At 69.1% G+C, this 18,947-nt stretch carries 19 protein-coding genes; 14 read left to right on the top strand and 5 right to left on the bottom strand.

Translation table 11 applies throughout. From position 1 onward, the window contains the following. Positions 1 to 49: 49 nt before the first annotated feature. From WDN01_11780 to WDN01_11760, 5 genes are all read right to left on the bottom strand, one after another. Complete coding sequence (locus WDN01_11780) at positions 50 to 634, bottom strand: PAS domain-containing protein (GenBank protein MEJ0026699.1); 585 nt, start codon at positions 632 to 634, stop codon at positions 50 to 52. 96 nt (positions 635 to 730) lie between these two features. Next, on the bottom strand, positions 731 to 1,603 hold the full coding sequence (locus WDN01_11775; protein ID MEJ0026698.1) for an NAD(P)-dependent oxidoreductase: 873 nt from the start codon (positions 1,601 to 1,603) through the stop codon (positions 731 to 733). A gap of 26 nt (positions 1,604 to 1,629) precedes the next feature. Next, the gene (locus WDN01_11770; GenBank protein ID MEJ0026697.1) at positions 1,630 to 2,700 is read right to left on the bottom strand and encodes an aldo/keto reductase; all 1,071 of its coding nucleotides are present in this window, start codon (positions 2,698 to 2,700) and stop codon (positions 1,630 to 1,632) included. 121 nt (positions 2,701 to 2,821) lie between these two features. Then, positions 2,822 to 2,995 carry a TrmO family methyltransferase gene (locus WDN01_11765; GenBank protein ID MEJ0026696.1) on the bottom strand — a complete coding sequence of 58 codons (174 nt, stop codon included), beginning with the start codon at positions 2,993 to 2,995 and terminating at the stop codon, positions 2,822 to 2,824. Then, positions 2,992 to 3,291, bottom strand: coding sequence for a hypothetical protein (locus WDN01_11760; protein ID MEJ0026695.1), 300 nt, complete (start codon positions 3,289 to 3,291; stop codon positions 2,992 to 2,994). The genes WDN01_11765 and WDN01_11760 overlap by 4 nt, the downstream gene beginning before the upstream one ends. 385 nt (positions 3,292 to 3,676) lie before the next feature. Between WDN01_11760 and WDN01_11755 the strand changes: the two genes are divergently transcribed. The 14 genes from WDN01_11755 to WDN01_11690 all read left to right on the top strand — a co-directional run bounded on the left by WDN01_11755 (position 3,677) and on the right by WDN01_11690 (position 18,940). Continuing rightward, a complete protein-coding gene (locus tag WDN01_11755) occupies positions 3,677 to 4,153 on the top strand; it encodes a hypothetical protein (GenBank protein ID MEJ0026694.1) in 477 nt (158 codons plus the stop codon). Continuing rightward, positions 4,150 to 5,064: a 16S rRNA (cytosine(1402)-N(4))-methyltransferase RsmH gene (gene rsmH / locus WDN01_11750; protein MEJ0026693.1), complete on the top strand. Its 915-nt coding sequence runs from the start codon at positions 4,150 to 4,152 to the stop codon at positions 5,062 to 5,064. The genes WDN01_11755 and rsmH overlap by 4 nt, the downstream gene beginning before the upstream one ends. Before the next feature lie 9 nt (positions 5,065 to 5,073). Further along, complete coding sequence (locus WDN01_11745) at positions 5,074 to 5,412, top strand: hypothetical protein (protein ID MEJ0026692.1); 339 nt, start codon at positions 5,074 to 5,076, stop codon at positions 5,410 to 5,412. Between the two features lie 137 nt (positions 5,413 to 5,549). Further along, positions 5,550 to 7,151: a penicillin-binding protein 2 gene (locus WDN01_11740; GenBank protein MEJ0026691.1), complete on the top strand. Its 1,602-nt coding sequence runs from the start codon at positions 5,550 to 5,552 to the stop codon at positions 7,149 to 7,151. A 53-nt stretch (positions 7,152 to 7,204) separates the two neighbouring features. Further along, on the top strand, positions 7,205 to 8,644 hold the full coding sequence (locus WDN01_11735) for a UDP-N-acetylmuramoyl-L-alanyl-D-glutamate--2,6-diaminopimelate ligase (protein MEJ0026690.1): 1,440 nt from the start codon (positions 7,205 to 7,207) through the stop codon (positions 8,642 to 8,644). Beyond that, entirely contained in the window at positions 8,641 to 10,014 is a 1,374-nt protein-coding gene (locus WDN01_11730) for a UDP-N-acetylmuramoylalanyl-D-glutamyl-2,6-diaminopimelate--D-alanyl-D-alanine ligase (protein MEJ0026689.1), read from the top strand. The genes WDN01_11735 and WDN01_11730 overlap by 4 nt, the downstream gene beginning before the upstream one ends. A gap of 2 nt (positions 10,015 to 10,016) precedes the next feature. Further along, positions 10,017 to 11,108 carry a phospho-N-acetylmuramoyl-pentapeptide-transferase gene (gene mraY / locus WDN01_11725; protein ID MEJ0026688.1) on the top strand — a complete coding sequence of 364 codons (1,092 nt, stop codon included), beginning with the start codon at positions 10,017 to 10,019 and terminating at the stop codon, positions 11,106 to 11,108. A 2-nt stretch (positions 11,109 to 11,110) separates the two neighbouring features. After that, complete coding sequence (gene murD / locus WDN01_11720; protein MEJ0026687.1) at positions 11,111 to 12,529, top strand: UDP-N-acetylmuramoyl-L-alanine--D-glutamate ligase; 1,419 nt, start codon at positions 11,111 to 11,113, stop codon at positions 12,527 to 12,529. Beyond that, positions 12,526 to 13,674, top strand: a complete 1,149-nt coding sequence (locus tag WDN01_11715) for a putative peptidoglycan glycosyltransferase FtsW (protein ID MEJ0026686.1) — start codon at positions 12,526 to 12,528, stop codon at positions 13,672 to 13,674. The genes murD and WDN01_11715 overlap by 4 nt, the downstream gene beginning before the upstream one ends. Further along, positions 13,671 to 14,762 (top strand): undecaprenyldiphospho-muramoylpentapeptide beta-N-acetylglucosaminyltransferase, encoded by a 1,092-nt coding sequence (gene murG, locus WDN01_11710; protein ID MEJ0026685.1) that lies wholly within the window; start codon positions 13,671 to 13,673, stop codon positions 14,760 to 14,762. The genes WDN01_11715 and murG overlap by 4 nt, the downstream gene beginning before the upstream one ends. Further along, on the top strand, positions 14,759 to 16,195 hold the full coding sequence (gene murC / locus WDN01_11705; GenBank protein ID MEJ0026684.1) for a UDP-N-acetylmuramate--L-alanine ligase: 1,437 nt from the start codon (positions 14,759 to 14,761) through the stop codon (positions 16,193 to 16,195). Before murG ends, murC begins: the two co-directional genes overlap by 4 nt. After that, positions 16,195 to 17,094 (top strand): UDP-N-acetylmuramate dehydrogenase, encoded by a 900-nt coding sequence (gene murB, locus WDN01_11700; GenBank protein MEJ0026683.1) that lies wholly within the window; start codon positions 16,195 to 16,197, stop codon positions 17,092 to 17,094. The genes murC and murB overlap by 1 nt, the downstream gene beginning before the upstream one ends. Continuing rightward, positions 17,091 to 18,017, top strand: coding sequence for a D-alanine--D-alanine ligase (locus WDN01_11695; GenBank protein MEJ0026682.1), 927 nt, complete (start codon positions 17,091 to 17,093; stop codon positions 18,015 to 18,017). The genes murB and WDN01_11695 overlap by 4 nt, the downstream gene beginning before the upstream one ends. Then, on the top strand, positions 18,014 to 18,940 hold the full coding sequence (locus WDN01_11690; protein ID MEJ0026681.1) for an FtsQ-type POTRA domain-containing protein: 927 nt from the start codon (positions 18,014 to 18,016) through the stop codon (positions 18,938 to 18,940). Before WDN01_11695 ends, WDN01_11690 begins: the two co-directional genes overlap by 4 nt. Positions 18,941 to 18,947: the final 7 nt, after the last annotated feature.

Below are 18,947 nucleotides of genomic sequence, written 5' to 3'. Positions count from 1 at the left end.
CGAGCGCAGAGCCGGGACCCAGGCGGTGCGAGCGTCCCGCTGCTGCCGCTCAAGCCACTTTGACGTCTTCGGACGCGTCCAGGTTTTCCACCCGCTCCAGCGCGATCACCGCATAGTCGAGCGGCTCGCCCAGCGTCTGGGCGACCGATTTGATCTTCAGATAGCGGTCGACCGGCAGATGCGCATGCGCCAGGACCGGCGTCACGCCGTTCGCGTCGGGCGCGAAGGGCAGCACGATCTCCTCGCAGACATAATCCTCGCCGTCCGTGGTGGCGAGGCGGCGATGGCCCACCAGGATCGCGCCGCGCGCGATCTGCGAATAAAGGCCCAGCCGCGTGGCGCGATGGCCCGGCGGCGCCGCCGCGACCCAGTCCATGCCGGTCATCTCCTGGCCCAGGATGTGCGCATAGCGCGTGCCGGCGAGCCGGACGGTCACGCTCTCCCCCGCAACGACGTTGAAGAGGACGATGGTCGGAAGAAAGGATTTGAAATGCGCCGGCCGGAACGCCGCGCGCGGCGGCAGCGCATCGCCCTGCCACAGCGCCAGCCAGCGCGCGGCCAATCCGTCGTTCGAGCGCGCGAGATGCAGCGCCCCGATCGTCCGTTCCGCCGCCTGCCTGTCGAAGCCGTTCACGTTGATCCTCGCAACGCGACCGTTCTAGGCAACACAGGCTAACCGCGGGTTTACGCCGACGAAGTTCCTGCCTAGGTAGATTCCGCAAGCCCGGCGCTAAAGCCCCGATTTCCGGGCGATCAGCGCGGTTGCCGCCGTCAGGTCCTTCTCGCCCAGTCCGCCCGCGATCGCGGCTTCGAGCGTGTCCCGCATCAGATCGCCGAGCGGCAGGAAGCTGCCGAGCCCCGCCGCCGCGCCGCGCGCCAGGTTCACGTCCTTCAGGCCCAGCACCAGCCGGAACCCCGGCGGATCGAACGCCTCCTCCACGATCAGCTTGCCGTAGCCCTGATAGAGCGGGGCTGCGAACAGGGTGGAGGCCATGATCTCCTGGAAGCGCCCGTGATCGACGCCGCCCTTGCGCAGAAGCGCGAAGGCCTCGCCCAGCGTCTCCACCACCGACACGATCATGAAATTGCCGGCGATCTTGAACAGGTTGGCCTGCTCCGGCCTGTCGCCGACGATCTCGACGCGCCGCCCCACTGCGCCCAGCAGCGGCTTGATCTTGTCCAGGGCATCCGCCGCGCCGGCGGCGACGACGAGCAGATGGCCCTCGGCCGCCACATTCGGCCGCCCGAACACCGGCGCCGCGACATAGCCGAGCCCGCGCGCCGCATGCGCCGCCGCCAGCGCGCGCGCCGTATCGAGCGACACCGTCGCCATGTTGCAGTGGACGAGGCCCTTGGCCGCGCCGTCGAGCGCGTGCCCGTCGAGCCCGACATCGTGCAGCGCCGCGTCGTTGGCGAGCATCGAGAACAGCACCTCGCCCGTCAGCGTCTCGGCCGGCGTCTTCGCGGCGTGCGCGCCCTGCGCGACGAGCGCCGCCACCGGCTCGGGCGAGCGGTTCCACACGGTCACGTCGTGCCCGGCGCGCAGCAGGCTTGCCGCGATGCCCGATCCCATCGCGCCCAATCCGATGAATCCGATCTTCATGGTCTCTCTCCGATGCGCGCGGCCGCTCAGATGTAAACCCATTTGTCATGCCCGCGAAGGCGGGCATCCAGCGCCCGGGCGGACCACTTCACGCCCGCCGGCGGCGCCATGAAGTCCGGCCCGACCGGATCGGTCACCTCGTCGCGCAGGATGGTCCCGATCTCGGCCATCGCCGCGTCGTCCAGCGTCCAGCCGGTCGCGCCGGCGACGGGCGCAAGCTGGTCCGGCCGCCGCGCCCCCCACAGCGCCGCGCTTATGCCCCTGTCGAGGCTGAAGCGCACCGCCAGGTCGATCACCGTGCGGCCGAACCGCGCGCGGGCGAGCTTGTCGAGCCGCGCCACCGCCGCGAGATATTGCCCAAGGCGCGGCTGGCGGAATTTCGGATCGGTGCGGCGCAGGTCGTCGCCTTCGAATTTCGCGTCCGCGCGCATCGTGCCCGACAGCAGACCGCGGCACAGCACGCCATAGCCCAGCGTCGCGATGCCGTTCGCCCGCGCATAGGGCAGGATCTCGTCCTCGATCGCGCGCTCGAACAGATTGTAGGGCGGCTGCAGCACATGCAGCGGCGCGTGGCGGCGGAATTCCTCCATCTGCGCCACGGAAAAGTTGGAGACGCCGATGGCGGCGATCTTTCCGTCCTCGTAAAGCGAACGCATCGCCTCAGCGGTTTCCGCGATCGGCGTCTTCGGATCCGGCCAGTGCACTTGGTAGATGTCGATATGGTCGGTCTGGAGCCGGCGCAGCGAATCCTCGCACTCCTGGCGGATGCGCGCGCGGCTCGCATGACGGAACGGCTTGCCGTCCTTCCAGTCGAGCCCGACCTTGGTCGCGATCACCGCGCGCGGCCGCAGGCCCAGCAGCGCCTTGCCGACGATCTCCTCGGAGCGCCCGAAGCCATAGACCGGCGCCGTGTCGATCAGGTCGATGCCGCGCTCGAAGGCGCCGCGGATGGTGCGGATCGCCTCCGCCTCGTCGCTGCCGCCCCACATCCAGCCGCCGATGGCCCAGGTGCCCAGGCCGATGCGCGACATCGCGATGCCGGTGCCCTCGATCTCGGCGAATTCCATCGCCGCATCCGATGACGTCGCGCGATCCATGTCCGCTTCTCCGGAGAGTTCCACGGGAGACATAGAAACGCGCGGGCGGGACGCCAGGATTCTGCGGCAATCCCGCGCGCGTTCGCGCGTCGCAGATTTCCGCCGACGCCGAGGCGGGTCCTCACCAATATCCGGCCATCAGCGCGCGCGCCCAGTCCGGTTCCCTGACCGCGCCGCGCGGCAGGAAGCCGGTCATGACCGGCTTGATGTCGAGCACCGGCGTTCCGTCGATGGCGTCGAGCCCGCGCACACGAAGCGTCAAGCCGTCGACGGACAGCAGCCGGCACGCCGTCACGCCGATGCGGTTCGGCCGCCCCTTGCCGTGGCTCGCGCGAAGATGCCGACCAGCGGCCAGTCCCTGCGCCCGCGCGGATGGCGCGCGCCGGCGCTCACCTCGTCGTCCGGCACGCGGTTGAAGTGGAACACGACCTCGATATGCGAAAAATCGCCCAGGCTCGCGGCGGCGTCCGGCGTGAACTGCGCGGCGTCGAGTTCGACGGTTGCCTCGACCGCGTCCCAGGCGTCGTCGATCGGTTCGCTCCGCCCGCCGCGCACCAAGCCGATGGGTGTGAGGACGATTGCGTCGCGCATGGGGACGCCGCGTCGGGATTGCGCGCCGCTCATGCCCTGTCGCGGGCGACTTCGCCATATCGGCGTCGCCCTTCATCGCCGGCCATGCCCGAATCGCATGGGTGGATAATCCTATTTTCGCCAATAGGACTGAAAACCGCGGAACCTCGGTTAACCTGGCGTTTACCTGGGTAACTGCAATATTTATGTGTTTCGTGTTTGTTCCGCGACCACCACGGGTAGATGAGTCGATTCCATAGGTAGATGTACCAAGCCCCTCAAAACACTGGCTTTTTGATTGACCTTAAGCTCTGTCCCATGCTATCCCAGACTGTCCCAGGGACTTTGATCCAGAGCCCTCCCGCGGCAGGCCAGCCCCTCGGACCCGAGGGGGAACCGCCGACCGATGACCAGCCTGCCGTTCCTTTCGACGGTGACGGGGTCGCTCGATAGCAAGGGGCGCGTCTGCATCCCCGCGAGCTTCCGGCAGGTCCTCGCCGCCCAGAACACGGCCGGCGTCTACGTCTATCCCTCCTTCGTCGACGCTTCGCTCGAAGGCTTCGGCCAGGAGGCGGTCGACGGGCTGACCGCGCGTCTCGCCGCGCTCGATCCGTTTCTCTCGCCCGCCCATGACGACATGGCCACCGCGATCATGGCGCGCATCCAGCTCCTGCCCGCCGACGATGGCGGCCGCGTGCGCCTGCCCGACGCGATGATCGCGCATGCCGGCCTCAAGGACAAAGTCGCCTTCGTCGGCATGGGCCAGAAGTTCAAGATCTGGGACGCGACCGCTTATGCCGCTGTCGAGGCCGAAAGCGTCGCGCGCATGAAGGCCCAATTCGACGCCAAGAAGTTCGAAGCGGCGAAGGAGGGCGGCGCATGAGCGGCCATCTTCCCGTGATGCTCGCCGAAGTGCTGCGGATGCTCAGCCCTAAGGACGGCGAGCACTATGTCGACGGCACGTTCGGCGGCGGCGGCTACACCCGCGCCATCCTGGAGGCCGCCGACTGCCGCGTCCTCGGCATCGACCGCGATCCCGACGCCATCGCGCGCGGCCAGGAGCTGGTCCGCCATTTCGCCGGCCGCCTCACCCTGGTCCATGGCGAGTTCTCCAATCTCGAGACCTATCTCGACGGCGCGCAGACCGACGGCGTCGTGCTCGATCTTGGCGCATCGTCTTTCCAATTCGACGAGCCGGCGCGCGGCTTCTCGTTCCGCGACAGCGGCCCGCTCGACATGCGCATGAGCCGGCAAGGTCCCTCCGCCGCCGATTTCGTGAACAGCGCCGACGCGCGCGATATCGCCCGCGTCATCGCCCAGCTCGGCGAGGAGCACAATGCCCACCGCATCGCCCGCGCCATCGTCGCCCGCCGTCCGGTCGCGACCACGGGCGAACTCGCGCAGATCGTGAAGGACGCGCAGGGCCCCGCCGCCGCGCGCCTCGCCATCCATCCCGCGACGCGCACCTTCCAGGCGCTGCGCATCCATGTGAACGACGAGCTCGGCGAGCTGGAACGCGGCCTCGAAGCCGCCGCCGGCGCGCTGGCGCCGCTCGGGCGCCTGGTCGTCGTCTCCTTCCATTCGCTTGAGGACCGCATCGTGAAGCGCTTCCTGACCGCGCGCGCGACCATCGCGCCGCTCGGCTCGCGCCACGCGCCCGTGGCGCGCCGCGCCCAGCCGGCCGCGTTCCGGCTCCTCACCCACCGCCCGCTCATGCCGGGCGCGACCGAAGTCGAAGGCAACCCTCGCGCGCGCTCCGCCCGCCTGCGCGCGGCTGAACGTTTGGCGGCTTAGGAGCAAACCATGGTGCGCGTCTTCAACACCTTCTGCGTCGCCCTGATGGGCCTCGCCATCCTCGCGCTCTACCACGTGTCGGAGAAGACCCGTGTCGCCGGCGTCGAGCTTTCGAACGTCAACCGCGAGATCGCCCGCGAGCAGGCGAGCATGAGCGTGCTCGAAACCGAATGGGAGCGCGTCGCCGGTCCCGCCAAGATCCAGGCGCTGGCGCAGACCAGTCTCGGCCTCAGCGGCGCGCCGACGGTGCAGCTCTCCTCCTTCGAGGCCCTGCCGCGCCGCGGCGAGGAAGCCCCGCTCAGCGACACGCCGATCCGCCAGGCCAGCGTCCAGCGGCCGGCGGAATAGGGACAGGCGATGCGTTCTCTTTTCCAAAAATACAATTGTCATGCCCGCGAAGGCGGGCATCCAGAGGACTGGGCGCTGTGCCGCTTGCCCTGGATTCCCGCTTTCGCGGGAATGACAATTTGGTCGTATTGCGACCGATGAAAAACCAGGGCCCCACGATCTATCAGCGGCGCATCGTGATCGGCGCGGCCCTGTGCGTCGCGGCCTTCGTGCTGGTCGGCGTGCGGCTGGTCGACGTCACCCTGTTCCGCCACGGCCAGGCCGCGACGGCCGCCGGCGACGGCCTGTTCGCCCGCGCCGACATCGTCGACCGCAATGGCGAGCTCCTGGCGCGCGATCTTCCCGTGATGGACCTCTATGTCCGCCCGCACGCGCTCTACGACAAGGACCAGGCGGCGCGCGATCTCGCCGCGATCGCCGGCACCGATGCCCGCCGGCTCCGCCTCGCCTTCGACAAGACCAGGAGCCCTTACGTCCTCGTCGCCCGCCAGCTCACGCCCGATCTCCAGGACAAGGCGATGCGGCTCGGCCTTCCGGGCCTGGAATTCGAGCCCAACACCAAGCGCTACTATCCCGACGGCCGCGCCACGGCGCAGCTCCTGGGCGTCACCGATCCCGACGGCAACGGCCAGTCGGGCCTGGAAGGCGGGCTCGACGTCCAGCTCCGCACCGCGCCCACCATTCCCGTCCAGCTCTCCGTCGACATGCGCGTGCAATACATCCTCGCCAACGAGGTCGAGGCGGCGCGCAAGACCTTCCGGGCGCTGGCCGCCGGCGGCGTGGTGATGGACGTGAACACCGGCGAGGTGCTCGCCATGGTCTCGATGCCGGATTTCGATCCGAACTGGCGCCATCTCGCCGGCGGCGATTCCGACCACAACATCATGGCCGCCGACCGCTACGAGCTCGGCTCGGTGTTCAAGGTGCTGTCCTTCGCGCTGGCGATGGAGGATCACACCACCACGCCCGACGAGGTCTTCCCCATCGGCAACGGCCTGAAGATCGGCAAGTACACGATCCACGAGGCCGAGCACATGCCGGCCACCTATGCGGCGCGCGACATTCTCGCCCACTCCTCCAATATCGGCACGGCCCAGATCGCGCTGCGCTCCGGCGGCGTGCGCCAGCGCCAGTTCCTCGACAGCATGGGGATGTTGCACATCCTTCACACGGAACTGTCGGAGTTCGCCCGCCCGCTCTATCCCGCGGCGAATAACTGGGGAACGATCGAGACCGCGACCATCGGCTTCGGCCACGGCATCTCGGTGGCGCCGCTGTCCTATGTCGCCGCCGCGGCGATCGTCGTGAACGGCGGGCGCAAGGTGACCCCGACCTTCCTGAAGCATGCAGCCGATGGGCGCGGCGAGCAGGTGCTCAAGCCCGAAACCAGCCTGAAAATGCGCGAATTGCTGCGCTATGTCGTCACCAGCGGCACCGGCCGCAAGGCCGATATCCCGGGCTATGACGTCGGCGGCAAGACCGGCTCGGCGGAAAAGCCGATCCCGAACGGCCATGGTTACCAGTCCCATGTGCTGGTGACCTCCTTCCTCGCCGTTTTCCCGGTCGACAATCCGCGCTACATTGTCTTCGTTCTCCTGGACACGCCGCACGGGACCAAGGAAACGGGCGGCATCGCGCTCGCCGGTGCGACGGCGGCGCCGCTCGCGGGCCGCGTGATCTCGCGCATCGCGCCGATCCTGGGCGTGCCGCAGAGGCCCGCCCCGCGTGGGAACACATAATGGGACCACAATGGGGAGCCAGTATCACGTCGGGTAGAGTGGGTATGGACGCCATGAAGGCGCCCCCGGATTCCATCGCCGGAGATTTCACCGGGCTCGCGAGCGACAGCCGCGCGGTCAAGCCCGGCTATCTGTTCGCGGCGCTGCCCGGCACCAAGGCCGACGGCGCGGAATTCGTGAAGGATGCCGTGGCACGCGGCGCCATAGCCGTGCTCGGCCGCCCCGAGATCGCGCCCGCCGCCGCGGCGCTCGGCGTGCGTTTCATTTCCGACGACAATCCCCGCCTCGGCCTCGCGCGTCTCGCCGCGCGCTTCTTCGGCGCCCAGCCGAAGACCGTCGCCGCCGTCACCGGCACCAAGGGCAAATCCTCCATCGTCGCCTTCGTGCGCGAGATCTGGACCGCGCTGGGCAAGCCGGCCGCCAGCCTCGGTACCGTCGGCGTCGTCACGCCCAAGGGCGAATTTCCGCTCAAGCACACCACGCCCGACCCGATCGAGATCCACCGCCTGCTGGCGCAGCTGAAGACGGATGGCATCGACCATCTCGCGCTGGAAGCTTCCAGCCACGGGCTCGATCAATTCCGCCTGGATGGAGTCGAGATCGCCGCCTGCGCCTTCACCAATCTCAGCCGCGACCATTTCGACTATCACGGCTCGGTCGAGAACTATCTCCACGCCAAGCTGCGCCTCTTCACCGAAGTCGCGCGCGACGACGCCCTCGCCGTGGTCAATGCCGACGCCGAATACGCCGACCGTTTCATCGCCGCCGCGCGCAAGCGCGGCCTCGCCATCATGGCGGTCGGCGAACATGGCGAAGCGATCCGGCTGCTGTCGCGCGAAGGCCGTCTCGACGGCCAGACGCTGACGCTCCGCTATGACGGGCGCGATTACACGGTCTCGCTCCCGCTCGCCGGCAGCTTCCAGGCGTCCAACGCCCTCGTCGCCGCCGCGCTGGTGATCGGCCTGGGCGACGATCCCGCGAAGGTCTTCGCCGCGCTCGAACATCTGAAGGGCGCACCCGGGCGCCTGGAGAAGGTCGCTATCGCCGCCTCCGGCGCGCTGATCTATGTCGATTACGCCCACACCCCGGATTCGCTGGAGAAGGTCCTGGCCGCAATCCGCCCGCACGTCGCCGGCCGGCTGCATGTCGTGTTCGGCTGCGGCGGCGACCGCGACAAGGGCAAGCGCCCGCTGATGGGCGAAGCCGCGACCCGCAACGCCGATGCCGTCATCGTCACCGACGACAACCCCCGCACCGAAGACGCCGCCACGATCCGCAGGCAAGCCCTCGCCGGCGCGCCGGGCGCGCGCGAGATCGGCGACCGCGCCACCGCCATCCGCGAAGGCATCGCCGCGCTCGGCTCCGGCGACATCCTCGTCATCGCCGGCAAGGGCCACGAGACCGGCCAGATCGTCGGTACCCAGACACTGCCCTTCTCCGACCGCGCCGTCGCCATCGCCGCCGCCCTCTCGCTCGGAGGGTGCGCCGCATGACCATGCCGCTCTGGACCTCCGAGGAAGCGCAAGGTGCGACCCTTGCCATCCCCGGCCGCCCGTTCGAGGTCAACGGTCTTTCCATCGACACCCGCACGTTGAAGCCCGGCGATCTCTTCGTCGCGCTGAAAGGCGACAGCCGCGACGGCCATGATTTCGTGCAGGCGGCGTTCGAGGCGAAAGCCGGCGCCGCGCTGGTCAGTCGCGAGCCGCCCGGCCTTGCGCCCGGCTCGGCGCTGCTCACCGTCGCCCACACCCAGCGCGGCCTCGAAGACCTCGCCCGTGCCGCGCGCGCGCGGTCGTCCGCGAAAATCCTCGGCGTCACCGGCAGCGCCGGCAAGACCACGACGAAGGAATTGCTGCGCTTGGCGCTCGGCGCCCTCGGAAGCACGCATTGCTCGGCCGCGTCCTACAACAACCATTGGGGCGTGCCGCTCAGCCTCGCCTCGCTGCCGCGCGACGCGCAATATGGCGTGTTCGAGATCGGCATGAACCATTTCGGCGAGATTCGGAACCTCGTCAGCTTCGTGCAGCCGCATGTCGCGCTGGTCACCACCATCGCGCCGGCGCATCTGGAATTCTTCGGCAATTGCGACGCCATCGCCGACGCCAAGTCGGAGATCTTCGAAGGCCTAGCGCCCGGCGGCGCCGCGATCCTCCCCGCCGACAGCCCTTATGCCGACCGCCTCAAGGCCCGCGCCCGGCAGGCCCATGTCGCGCGCATTCTCTCCTTCGGCGAGAAAGCCGGCAGCGACGCGCGCCTTCTCGCCTATGCCGAAACCGCCGAGGGCGCGAGCGTGAAGGCCGACATCTTCGGCACGCCGGTCGAATTCCGCCTCGGCGCGCCGGGCCGGCATATCGCCGGCAACGCGGTCGCGGCGCTCCTCGCCGTCGCGCTGCTCGACGGCGACGTGCTCAACGCCGCTGCCGCGCTGAAGGGCTTCGTCGCGCTGAAGGGCAGGGGCGCCCGCTTCGCCGCCGCCGGCATCGACGTCATCGACGAGAGCTACAACGCCAACACCGCCTCGATGGCCGCCGCGCTCGCGCTGCTCGCCGGCGCCGGGGGCCGCCGCATCGCCGTGCTCGGCGACATGCTGGAGATGGGTCCGGACGGCGCCGCGCATCACGCCGGCCTCGCCGCGCCCATCGAGACCGCGCGCACCGATCTCGTCTTCCTCTGCGGGCCGCAGATGAAGGCGCTGTGGGACGTCCTGCCGGCCGCGCGCCGCGGCGCCTGGGCCGAAACTTCCGCCGAGCTCGTCGCGCCGCTGACCGCCGCGCTCCAGGCCGGTGACACGGTCCTGGTCAAAGGCTCGAACGGCAGCAAGATGTCCGTCGTCATCGATGCGTTGAAAGCGAGGGTTGCGTAACGATGCTCTATTATCTCTCGCTCCTCACCCACACCGACCAGCTCGCCTTCTTCCGGCTGTTCAAATATCTCACCTTCCGCTCCGGCGGCGCGGTGATCACGGCGCTGATCTTCGCCTTCATCGTCAACGGCTCGCTGATCCGCTGGCTGAAGCTGAAACAGGGCAAGGGCCAGCCGATCCGCAGCGACGGGCCGCAGCGCCATATCGTCGAGAAGGCCGGCACGCCGACCATGGGCGGGCTTCTGATCCTGCTGCCCTGGGTGATCGCCACGCTGCTCTGGGCCAATCTCGCCAACGAATATGTCTGGATCGTCCTCTTCGTCACGGTCGCCTATGGCGCGCTCGGCTTCGCCGACGACTACCAGAAGGTCACCAAGCGCAGCTCCGGCGGCGTCAGCGGCTATGTCCGGCTCGGCGTCGAGTTCGGCGTCGCCTTCATCGCCACCTGGGCGCTGATGCAGCTCGAGGAGGCGCCGCTGCAGGGCACGCTGGCGGTGCCGTTCTTCAAATCCTTCGTCATCCCGTTCGGCATCGGCTTCGTCGTGGTCGGCGGCATCGTGATCGCCGGCGCCGCCAATGCGGTGAACTTCACCGACGGTCTCGACGGCCTCGCCATCGTGCCGGTGATGATCGCCGCGTCGACCTTCATCCTGATCGCCTATCTCGTCGGCAATGTGAATTTCGCCAAATATCTCGAGCTGATCTACGTCGCCGGCACCGGCGAGCTCGCGGTGTTCCTCGCCGCCCTGGTCGGCGCCGGGCTCGGCTTCCTCTGGTACAACGCCCCGCCCGCCATGGTGTTCATGGGCGACACCGGCTCGCTGCCGCTGGGCGGCGCGCTCGGCGCGGTGGCGGTCGCCGTCAAGCACGAAATCGTGCTCGCCATCGTCGGCGGGCTCTTCGTGTTCGAGACCATCTCGGTGATGGTCCAGGTCGCCTCGTTCAAGCTGACCGGCAAGCGCGTCTTCCGCATGGCGCCGATCCACCATCACTACGAACAGCTCGGCTGGAAGGAGCCCACCATCGTCATCCGCTTCTGGATCGTCGCGGTGGTTCTCGCCCTGGTCGGCCTCGCAACCCTGAAGCTGCGGTAGCGATGATCGCGGCGCGCTCCTTCGCAAAGCAGGATGTCGGCGTCTTCGGGCTGGCGCGCAGCGGCATGGCGTCGATCGCCTCGCTCAAGGCCGGCGGCGCGCAGGTCTATGCCTGGGACGACAGGGACGAGACCCGCCGCGAAGCCGCCCGCCTCGGCGCCGTCATCGTGCCCTTCGCCGACTGGCCGTGGGACAGGCTGAAGGCGCTGGTGCTGTCGCCCGGCGTGCCGCTGACCCATCCCAAGCCCCACGCCGTCGTCGAACGCGCCCGCGCCGCCGATGTCGAAGTGATCGGCGACATGGAGCTGTTCGCGCGCGAGATGGCGGCCGATCCCGCCGTGCCCGGCCGCGCCCCCGTGATCGCGATCACCGGCACCAACGGCAAGTCCACCACCACCGCCCTGATCGGCCACATCCTCGCGGCGTCGGGTTACGACGCGCAGGTCGGCGGCAATATCGGCAAGGCGGTGCTCGACCTCGACCCGCCGGCCGCGAAGACGATCTATGTGCTGGAGCTCTCGTCCTACCAGATCGATCTCGCGCCCGGCCTGGTGCCGGACGTCAGCGTCCTCTCCAACATCACGCCGGACCACATCGACCGCCATGGCAGTTTCGAGCACTACGCCGCAGTAAAGGCGCGCCTCTTGAAGCAGACCTCCAAGGCCGGCCAGATCGTGATCGGCGTCGACGACCCCTACGCCTCCGCGATCTTCACGCGCCATGCCTCGAATGGCGGCCCGCCGGCCGTGCCGGTCTCGGTCGGCAAGGTGCTCGGCCGCGGCGTCTTCGTGGTCGACGGCGCGCTCTACGACGCCCAGGGCCAGCGCGCGACGAAAGTGATGGACCTCGCCTCCGCGGCGCATCTTCCCGGCGCGCACAATTGGCAGAACGCGGCGCTCGCCTATGCCGCGGCCAAGCCCTATGCGAAGGACAGCCGCGCCATTGCGCAGGCCATCGCCGACTTCCCCGGCCTCAGCCATCGCATGGAAGACGTCGGCCGCATCGGCGCCGTTCGCTTCGTCAACGATTCCAAGGCGACCAATGCCGACGCCGCCGCCCGCGCGCTCGCCTGCTATCCCGACATCTTCTGGATCGCCGGCGGCAAGGCGAAGGACGGCGGCATCGAAAGTCTCGGCGCCTTCTTCCCGCGCATCCGCAAGGCCTTCCTGATCGGCGACGCCGCGCCCACCTTCGCCGCCACGCTGGACGGTAAGGTCGCTTATGAAATGTGTGGCACGCTGGACGCCGCGACCCGCGCCGCCGCCTCCGCCGCCGCGCAATCGGGCGTGCCGTCGCCGGTGGTTCTGCTCTCGCCCGCCTGCGCCTCCTTCGACCAGTTCCGGGACTTCGAGCAGCGCGGCGATGCCTTCCGCGCCCTGGTCGCGGATCTTCGCACCCATCCCGTCCGGGAGGCGTCATGAACTCCCGCGCCGACCGCAGCTCCTACGCGACCTGGTGGTGGACCATCGACCGCCCCGCGCTGATCCTCATGCTGATGCTCATCACCATCGGCCTGATGCTGGCCTTCGCCGCCAGCCCCGCCGCGACCGGCGGGCCGCTGACCGCCGGCGATTTCCGCTACACCGCCAAGCAGATCCTGTTCGCCGCCATCGCCTTCGGCATCCTGGCCGGCGCCTCGCTCTTGTCGCTGCAGCAGGTCAAGGTCGTCGCCGCCATCGTCTTCGCCGGCGCGCTGATCGCCACCGCGCTCGTCCTCGTCATCGGCTCCGACGTGCTGGGCGCCAAACGTTCCATCGAGTTCGGCTTCTTCTCGCTCCAGCCTTCGGAATTCCTCAAGCCCGGCTTCGCGGTGCTCGCCGCCGCGATCATCGCCGACCGCCAGCCCATGCCGCTGCCCAAGCCGCTCATCACCCTGCTGCTGATCCTGCCCGCCATCGGCCTTCTCCTGAAGCAGCCCGATGTCGGCCAGACCACGCTCCTGATCGCGCTGTGGGCGGCGCTGCTGTTCTTCTCGGGCGCGCCGCTGAAATGGATGGGCGGCCTGGCCGGCGGTGGCGTGGTGCTCGGCCTCATGGCCTATCTGCTCTTCCCGCATGTGCATCACCGTATCGACCAGTATTTCGATCCGACGGAGCAGGGCTACCAGACCGGCCTCGCGCTCAAGGCCTTCGCGCATGGCGGGCTCACCGGCGTCGGCCCCGGCGCCGGCACGGTGAAATACCGCATCCCCGAGGCCCATTCCGATTTCGTCTTCGCCGTCGCGGGGGAGGAGTTCGGCCTGATCCTCTGCGGCGTCATCGCGCTCCTGTTCTGCCTGTTGACGGTGCGTCTCCTGCTCCGCTCCGCCGACCAGCGCGACCGCTTCTCCCAGCTCGCCGGCGCCGCGCTCGCCACCGTCACGGCGCTCCAGGCCTTCATCAACATGGGCGTCGCGGTCAGCCTGTTGCCGGCCAAGGGCATGACGCTGCCGTTCATCTCCTATGGCGGCTCCTCGCTGTTCGCGGTGGCGCTGACCATGGGCTTCGCGCTCGCGGTGACGCGCCAGCGCCCGCAGCTTCCCACCCGCGATCCCTCGCTGTTCGAACTGTTCGGGGCGCGCGCATGAGCCTGATCGTGCTCTCGGCCGGCGGTACCGGCGGCCATCTTTTCCCGGCGCAGGCGCTCGCCGGCGAGCTCCAGAAGCGCGGCAATGCCATCGTCGTGATGACCGATGCCCGCTTCAAGAACTACGCCACCGCCTTCCCCGGCGCCCGGATCGAGACCGTGCCCTCGGCCGCCTTCTCCGACCGCTCGATCCTGGGCCTGATGGCATCGCCCTTCGAGATCGTCGGCGGCATCGTGATGTCGCTGATCAAGCTGGCGCGCCTTCGGCCCGCGGCCGTGGTCGGCTTCGGCGGCTATCCGAGCGTGCCGGTGATGCTGGCCGCCATCGTCACGCGCGTGCCCACCGCCATCCTCACGCCGGACGCCCTGATGGGCCGCGCCAACCGCCTCGTGATGAACAGCGTGAACCTGATCGCCGCGAATTTCCCGCTGGTGCGCTTCGTCCCGAAGGACATGGCCAAGGTCGTCTACACCGGCAACACGCTGCGCCCCGAAGTCGTGGCGCTGGCCGGCGCGACCTATGAAACGCCGAGCGCGGCCGGCCCGCTCAAGCTGCTGGTCTTCGGCGGCAGCCAGGGCGCCCGCGTCTTCAGCGAGATTGTCCCCGCCGCCGTCACGCTCCTGCCCGACGCGCTCCGCACCCGTCTCGACATCGTGCAGCAATGCCGCCCTGAAGACCTCGACGGCGTCAAAGCCGTCTACGCCAAGGCCGGCGTGAAGGCCGAGCTTGCGCCGTTCTTCGGCGATCTGCCGCAGCGCATGGCCGCCGCCCATCTCGTCATCTGCCGCTCCGGCGCCGGCACGGTCAGCGAGCTCGCCGTCATCGGCCGCCCCGCCATCATGGTCCCGCTGCCGCACGCCCTCGACGACAACCAGACGCCCAATGCCGACGCGCTGGCCAAGGCCGGCGGCGGCTGGCGGGTGCGCCAGTCCGAACTCACGCCGAAGAAACTCGCCGACATGCTGACCGAGGCGTTCGCGACGCCGGGCGATCTCGCCCAGCGTGCCGCGGCCGCCCGCGCCATCGCCAAATCCGACGGCACCCAGCGCTTCGCCGACGCGGTTCTCAAAATCGCGAGGGCCGCATGAGCGTCCCCGCGCACACCCGCGTCCCCCTCGACGTCGGCACCATCCATTTCATCGGGATCGGCGGTATCGGCATGAGCGGCATCGCCGAGATCATGCACAATCTGGGTTACAAGGTTCAGGGCAGCGACGTCGCCGACAACGCCAATGTCCGGCGCCTGAAGAAGATGGGCATCCCCGTGATGCTCGGCCACGATCCGGCGAACCTGGCCGACGCCCACGCCGTGGTCTATTCCTCCGCCGTCAAGCCCGGCAATCCGGAGTTCGACGCCGCCCGCGCCCAGAGCCTGCCGCTCGTCCGCCGCGCCGAGATGCTGGCCGAGATCATGCGCCTGCGCTCCTGCGTCGCCGTCGCCGGCACCAACGGCAAGACCACGACCACGACGATGATCGCCGCCCTGCTCGACGCCGGCGGGCTCGACCCCACCGTGGTCAACGGCGGCATCATCAACGCCTATGGCACCAATGCGCGGCTCGGCGCCGGCGAATGGGTCGTGGTCGAGGCCGACGAGAGCGACGGCACCTTCCTGAAGCTCCCCGCCACCGTCGCCGTCGTCACCAACGCCGATCCCGATCATCTCGATTTCTACGGCACCTTCGACAGGATGCGCGATGCGTTCCAGCGCTTCATCGAGAACATTCCGTTCTACGGTTTCGCCGTGCTCTGTCTCGATCATCCCGAGGTCCAGGCCATGGTCGGCCGGATCGAGGACCGCCGCCTCATCACCTATGGCTTCAGCCCCCAGGCCGATGTCCGCGCCACCGGCGTGCGCTTCGAGAAGGGTGTGTCGCATTTCGACGTCGTCATCACCGACCGCCGCACCAGCGGCCAGATCCGGCTCGAGGATATGTGCCTGCCCATGCCGGGCGAGCACAACGTCCAGAACGCCCTGGCCGCGATCACCGTGGCGCGCGAGCTCGGCGTCGCCGACGACACGATCCGCACCGCGCTGGCGAAGTTCGGCGGCGTCGGACGCCGTTTCACCAAGGTCGGCGAATGGGCCGGCGCCGCGATCATCGACGACTACGCCCACAACCCCTTCAAGATCGCCGCCGCGCTCAAGGCCGCGCGCCAGGCCTATGCCGGCCCGGTGATCGCCATCGTCCAGCCGCACCGCTACACCCGCCTGCGCGACACCTTCGAGCAGTTCGCCAAATGCCTGAACGACGCGGACGTCGCCATCGTCGCGCCGGTCTACGCCGCCGGCGAACAGCCTATCGAAGGCATCAGCCGCGACTCCTACGCCGAGGCCCTGCGCGCCCACGGCCATCGCGACGTCCGCGTGATTGACGGCGCCGAGGATCTGCCGGCGATGTTGCGCTCGCTCGAAAGCACGCTGGAGAACGGCGCCATCGTTTTCCTCGGCGCCGGCTCGATCACGCAATGGGCGAACGGTCTCGAAGTCGTGATGGAAGCGACGGAGGGTCGAACGTGATGATGACCCGTCCCTGCGACGCCCTTCCTCCCGTGCGCGGCACCTATACGATGGGTGCCCCGCTGAAGGACCTCGTCTGGTTCCGCGCCGGTGGCCCGGCGGAGATCCTGTTCCGCCCCGCCGATGCCGACGACCTCGCGACCTTCCTCGCCGCCAAGCCCGCCGACACCCGTGTCAGCGTGATCGGCGTCGGCTCGAATCTCCTCATCCGCGACGGCGGCATCCCCGGAGTCGTCGTGCGGCTGCCCGGCACGATGGGCAAGGTGACGGTCGACGGCACCCGCCTCACCGCCGGGGCCGCGGCGCTGGATGCCAATGTCGCCAAGACCGCCGCCGATGCCGGCATCGCCGGCCTCGAATTCCTGCGCGGTATCCCGGGCACGGTCGGCGGTGCCCTGCGCATGAACGCCGGCTGCTACGGCCGCGAGATCAAGGACATCCTCGTCGAAGCCACCGCCATCGATGCGCGAGGCCATGTCATCCGGCTCTCGCCCGCCGACATGGGCTTCACCTATCGCCACACCGCCGCGCCCGACGATCTGATCTTCGTGTCCGCCGTCTTCGAAGGCCTGGCCGACGATCCCGCCGCCGTCCGCGCCCGCATGGACAAGCTGATGGCCGACCGCGAAGCGTCGCAGCCCGTGAAGACCAGGACCGGCGGCTCGACCTTCAAGAACCCGCCCGGCAAGAACGCCTGGAGGCTGATCGACGAGGCCGGCTGCCGCGGCCTGATGCACGGCCCGGCGCAGGTCAGCCCGCTCCATTGCAACTTCCTGATCAATACCGGCGACGCAACCGCCGCGGATATCGAAGCACTTGGCGAAGAGGTCCGCGCCCGCGTCAAGCAGACCTCCGGCATCGAACTCGAATGGGAAATCAAGCGGGTGGGCATCGCATGACCGCATATAAGAGAGTGGCCGTCCTGCTCGGCGGGCGTTCCGCCGAACGCCCTGTGAGCCTCTCGTCCGGCAAGGGCTGCGCCGCCGCCTTGCGCGAGGAGGGTTTCGACGTCGTCGAGATCGATCCCGGCGAAGACCTGGCGCGCCAGCTTCTGGGCGCCAAGCCCGACGCGGTGTTCAACGCGCTGCACGGCCGCTTCGGCGAGGACGGCACGGTCCAGGGCCTGCTGGAGCTCTACGGCATCCCCTACACCCATTCCGGCGTGCTCGCCTCGGCGCTCGCCATGCACAAGCAGCGCACCAAAGACGTCTACCGCGCCGCCGGCCTTCCCGTGGTGAACTCCCTCGTGGTCGACCGCCGCGAAGCGGCCGAGCGGCATTTGATGGAGCCGCCTTATGTGGTGAAACCGGTCAACGAAGGCTCCTCCGTCGGCGTCTTCATCATCAGGAAGGGCGACAACCGCCCGCCGGAAGCGCTCGGCAGCGACACCTGGACTCTCTCCAGCGAGATGATGGTCGAGGAGTTCGTCCCCGGCCGCGAGCTCACCGTCGCGGTGATGGGCGGCAAGGGCCTCGGCGTCACCGAGATCACGACCGCTCTCGAATTCTACGATTTCGAGGCGAAATATTCCGAAGGCGGCTCGCTCCACGTCCTGCCGGCCAAGATCCCCGACGCGGTCGCGAAGGAAGCCCTCGCGCTGGCCGAGCGCGCCCATGCGGCGCTGGGCTGCCGCGGCGTGTCGCGCACCGACATCCGCTACGACGACACGGCCAAGGGCAGGCACCGTCTCGTGCTGCTGGAGACCAACACCCAGCCCGGCATGACGCCGACCTCGCTGGTGCCCGAACAGGCGGCCTTCAACGGCATGTCCTATCCCAAGCTCTGCCGCTGGATCGTGGAGGACGCGTCTTGCGACAGGTGAAGATCGACCGCAAGGCCTCGCAGCCGCGTCCGCGCAAAGGGCGCGGCTCGGCGCGCGCGCCGCGCGGCGCCCCGGCGGCGGCCAAGCCCTTCGGCCGCCGCAAGCAGCCGAACGCCATCGCCCGCGCCTGGCGCGCCGTCACCGGCTTCATCGCCTTCCGCCGCCCGATGCTGACGCTTGCCGCGGTCCTGCTCGGCCTCGCCTTCATCGGCGCCCTGTTCGCCGGCGGCTATGTCTCGCGCAGCGTCCAGGCGATCGACACCGCCACCGCGGCGACCCTCGACGACGCCGGCTTCGGCATCTCCCAGGTCCACATCACCGGCAATGCCCGCACCCCCGGCGAGCAGATCGTCGCCGCGCTGGGCTTCGCGCCCGGCCAGTCGATCTTCGGCGCCGACATCGCCACCGCGCGCCTCAAGCTCAAGAAGCTCGACTGGGTCGCCGAGGCCGATGTCCGCCGCCGCTATCCCGACGACATCTCGGTCCGCATCGTGGAGAAGCTGCCCTTCGCGCTGTGGCAGGCCGACGACGGCAAGCTCTGGGTGGTCGAGCGCGACGGCGGCCTCATCACCACCGACGGCATCGAGCAATTCCGCGGCCTGCCGCTGCTCGCCGGCGCCGGCGGCGCGGCCGCCTCCGACGTCGTCGACGCGGTCTCGCAGCACCGCGCGATCTCCGCCCGCGTCCGCGCCTATCAGCGCGTCTCGCAGCGCCGCTGGAATCTGATCCTGGACGACGGCGTGACGGTCAAGCTGCCCGAGCTCGGCTGGCCGAAGGAACTCGACGCCCTCGAGCACCTTATCATCGACAAGGGCATCCTGGAGCGCGACCTGGTCGAGATCGATCTGCGCTCGCCGACGCAATACTTCTTCGTGCTGAAGAGCGGCGAGAAGAAGACCGAGACGAGGGGGAACGCCGCCTGATGGGTGA

The sequence above is a fragment of the Rhizomicrobium sp. genome (assembly GCA_037200985.1).
In the GTDB taxonomy this organism is placed as follows: domain Bacteria; phylum Pseudomonadota; class Alphaproteobacteria; order Micropepsales; family Micropepsaceae; genus Rhizomicrobium.
The sequence above is the reverse complement of the archived record's forward strand: the minus strand, read 5'-3'. Positions and strand labels throughout refer to the sequence as shown.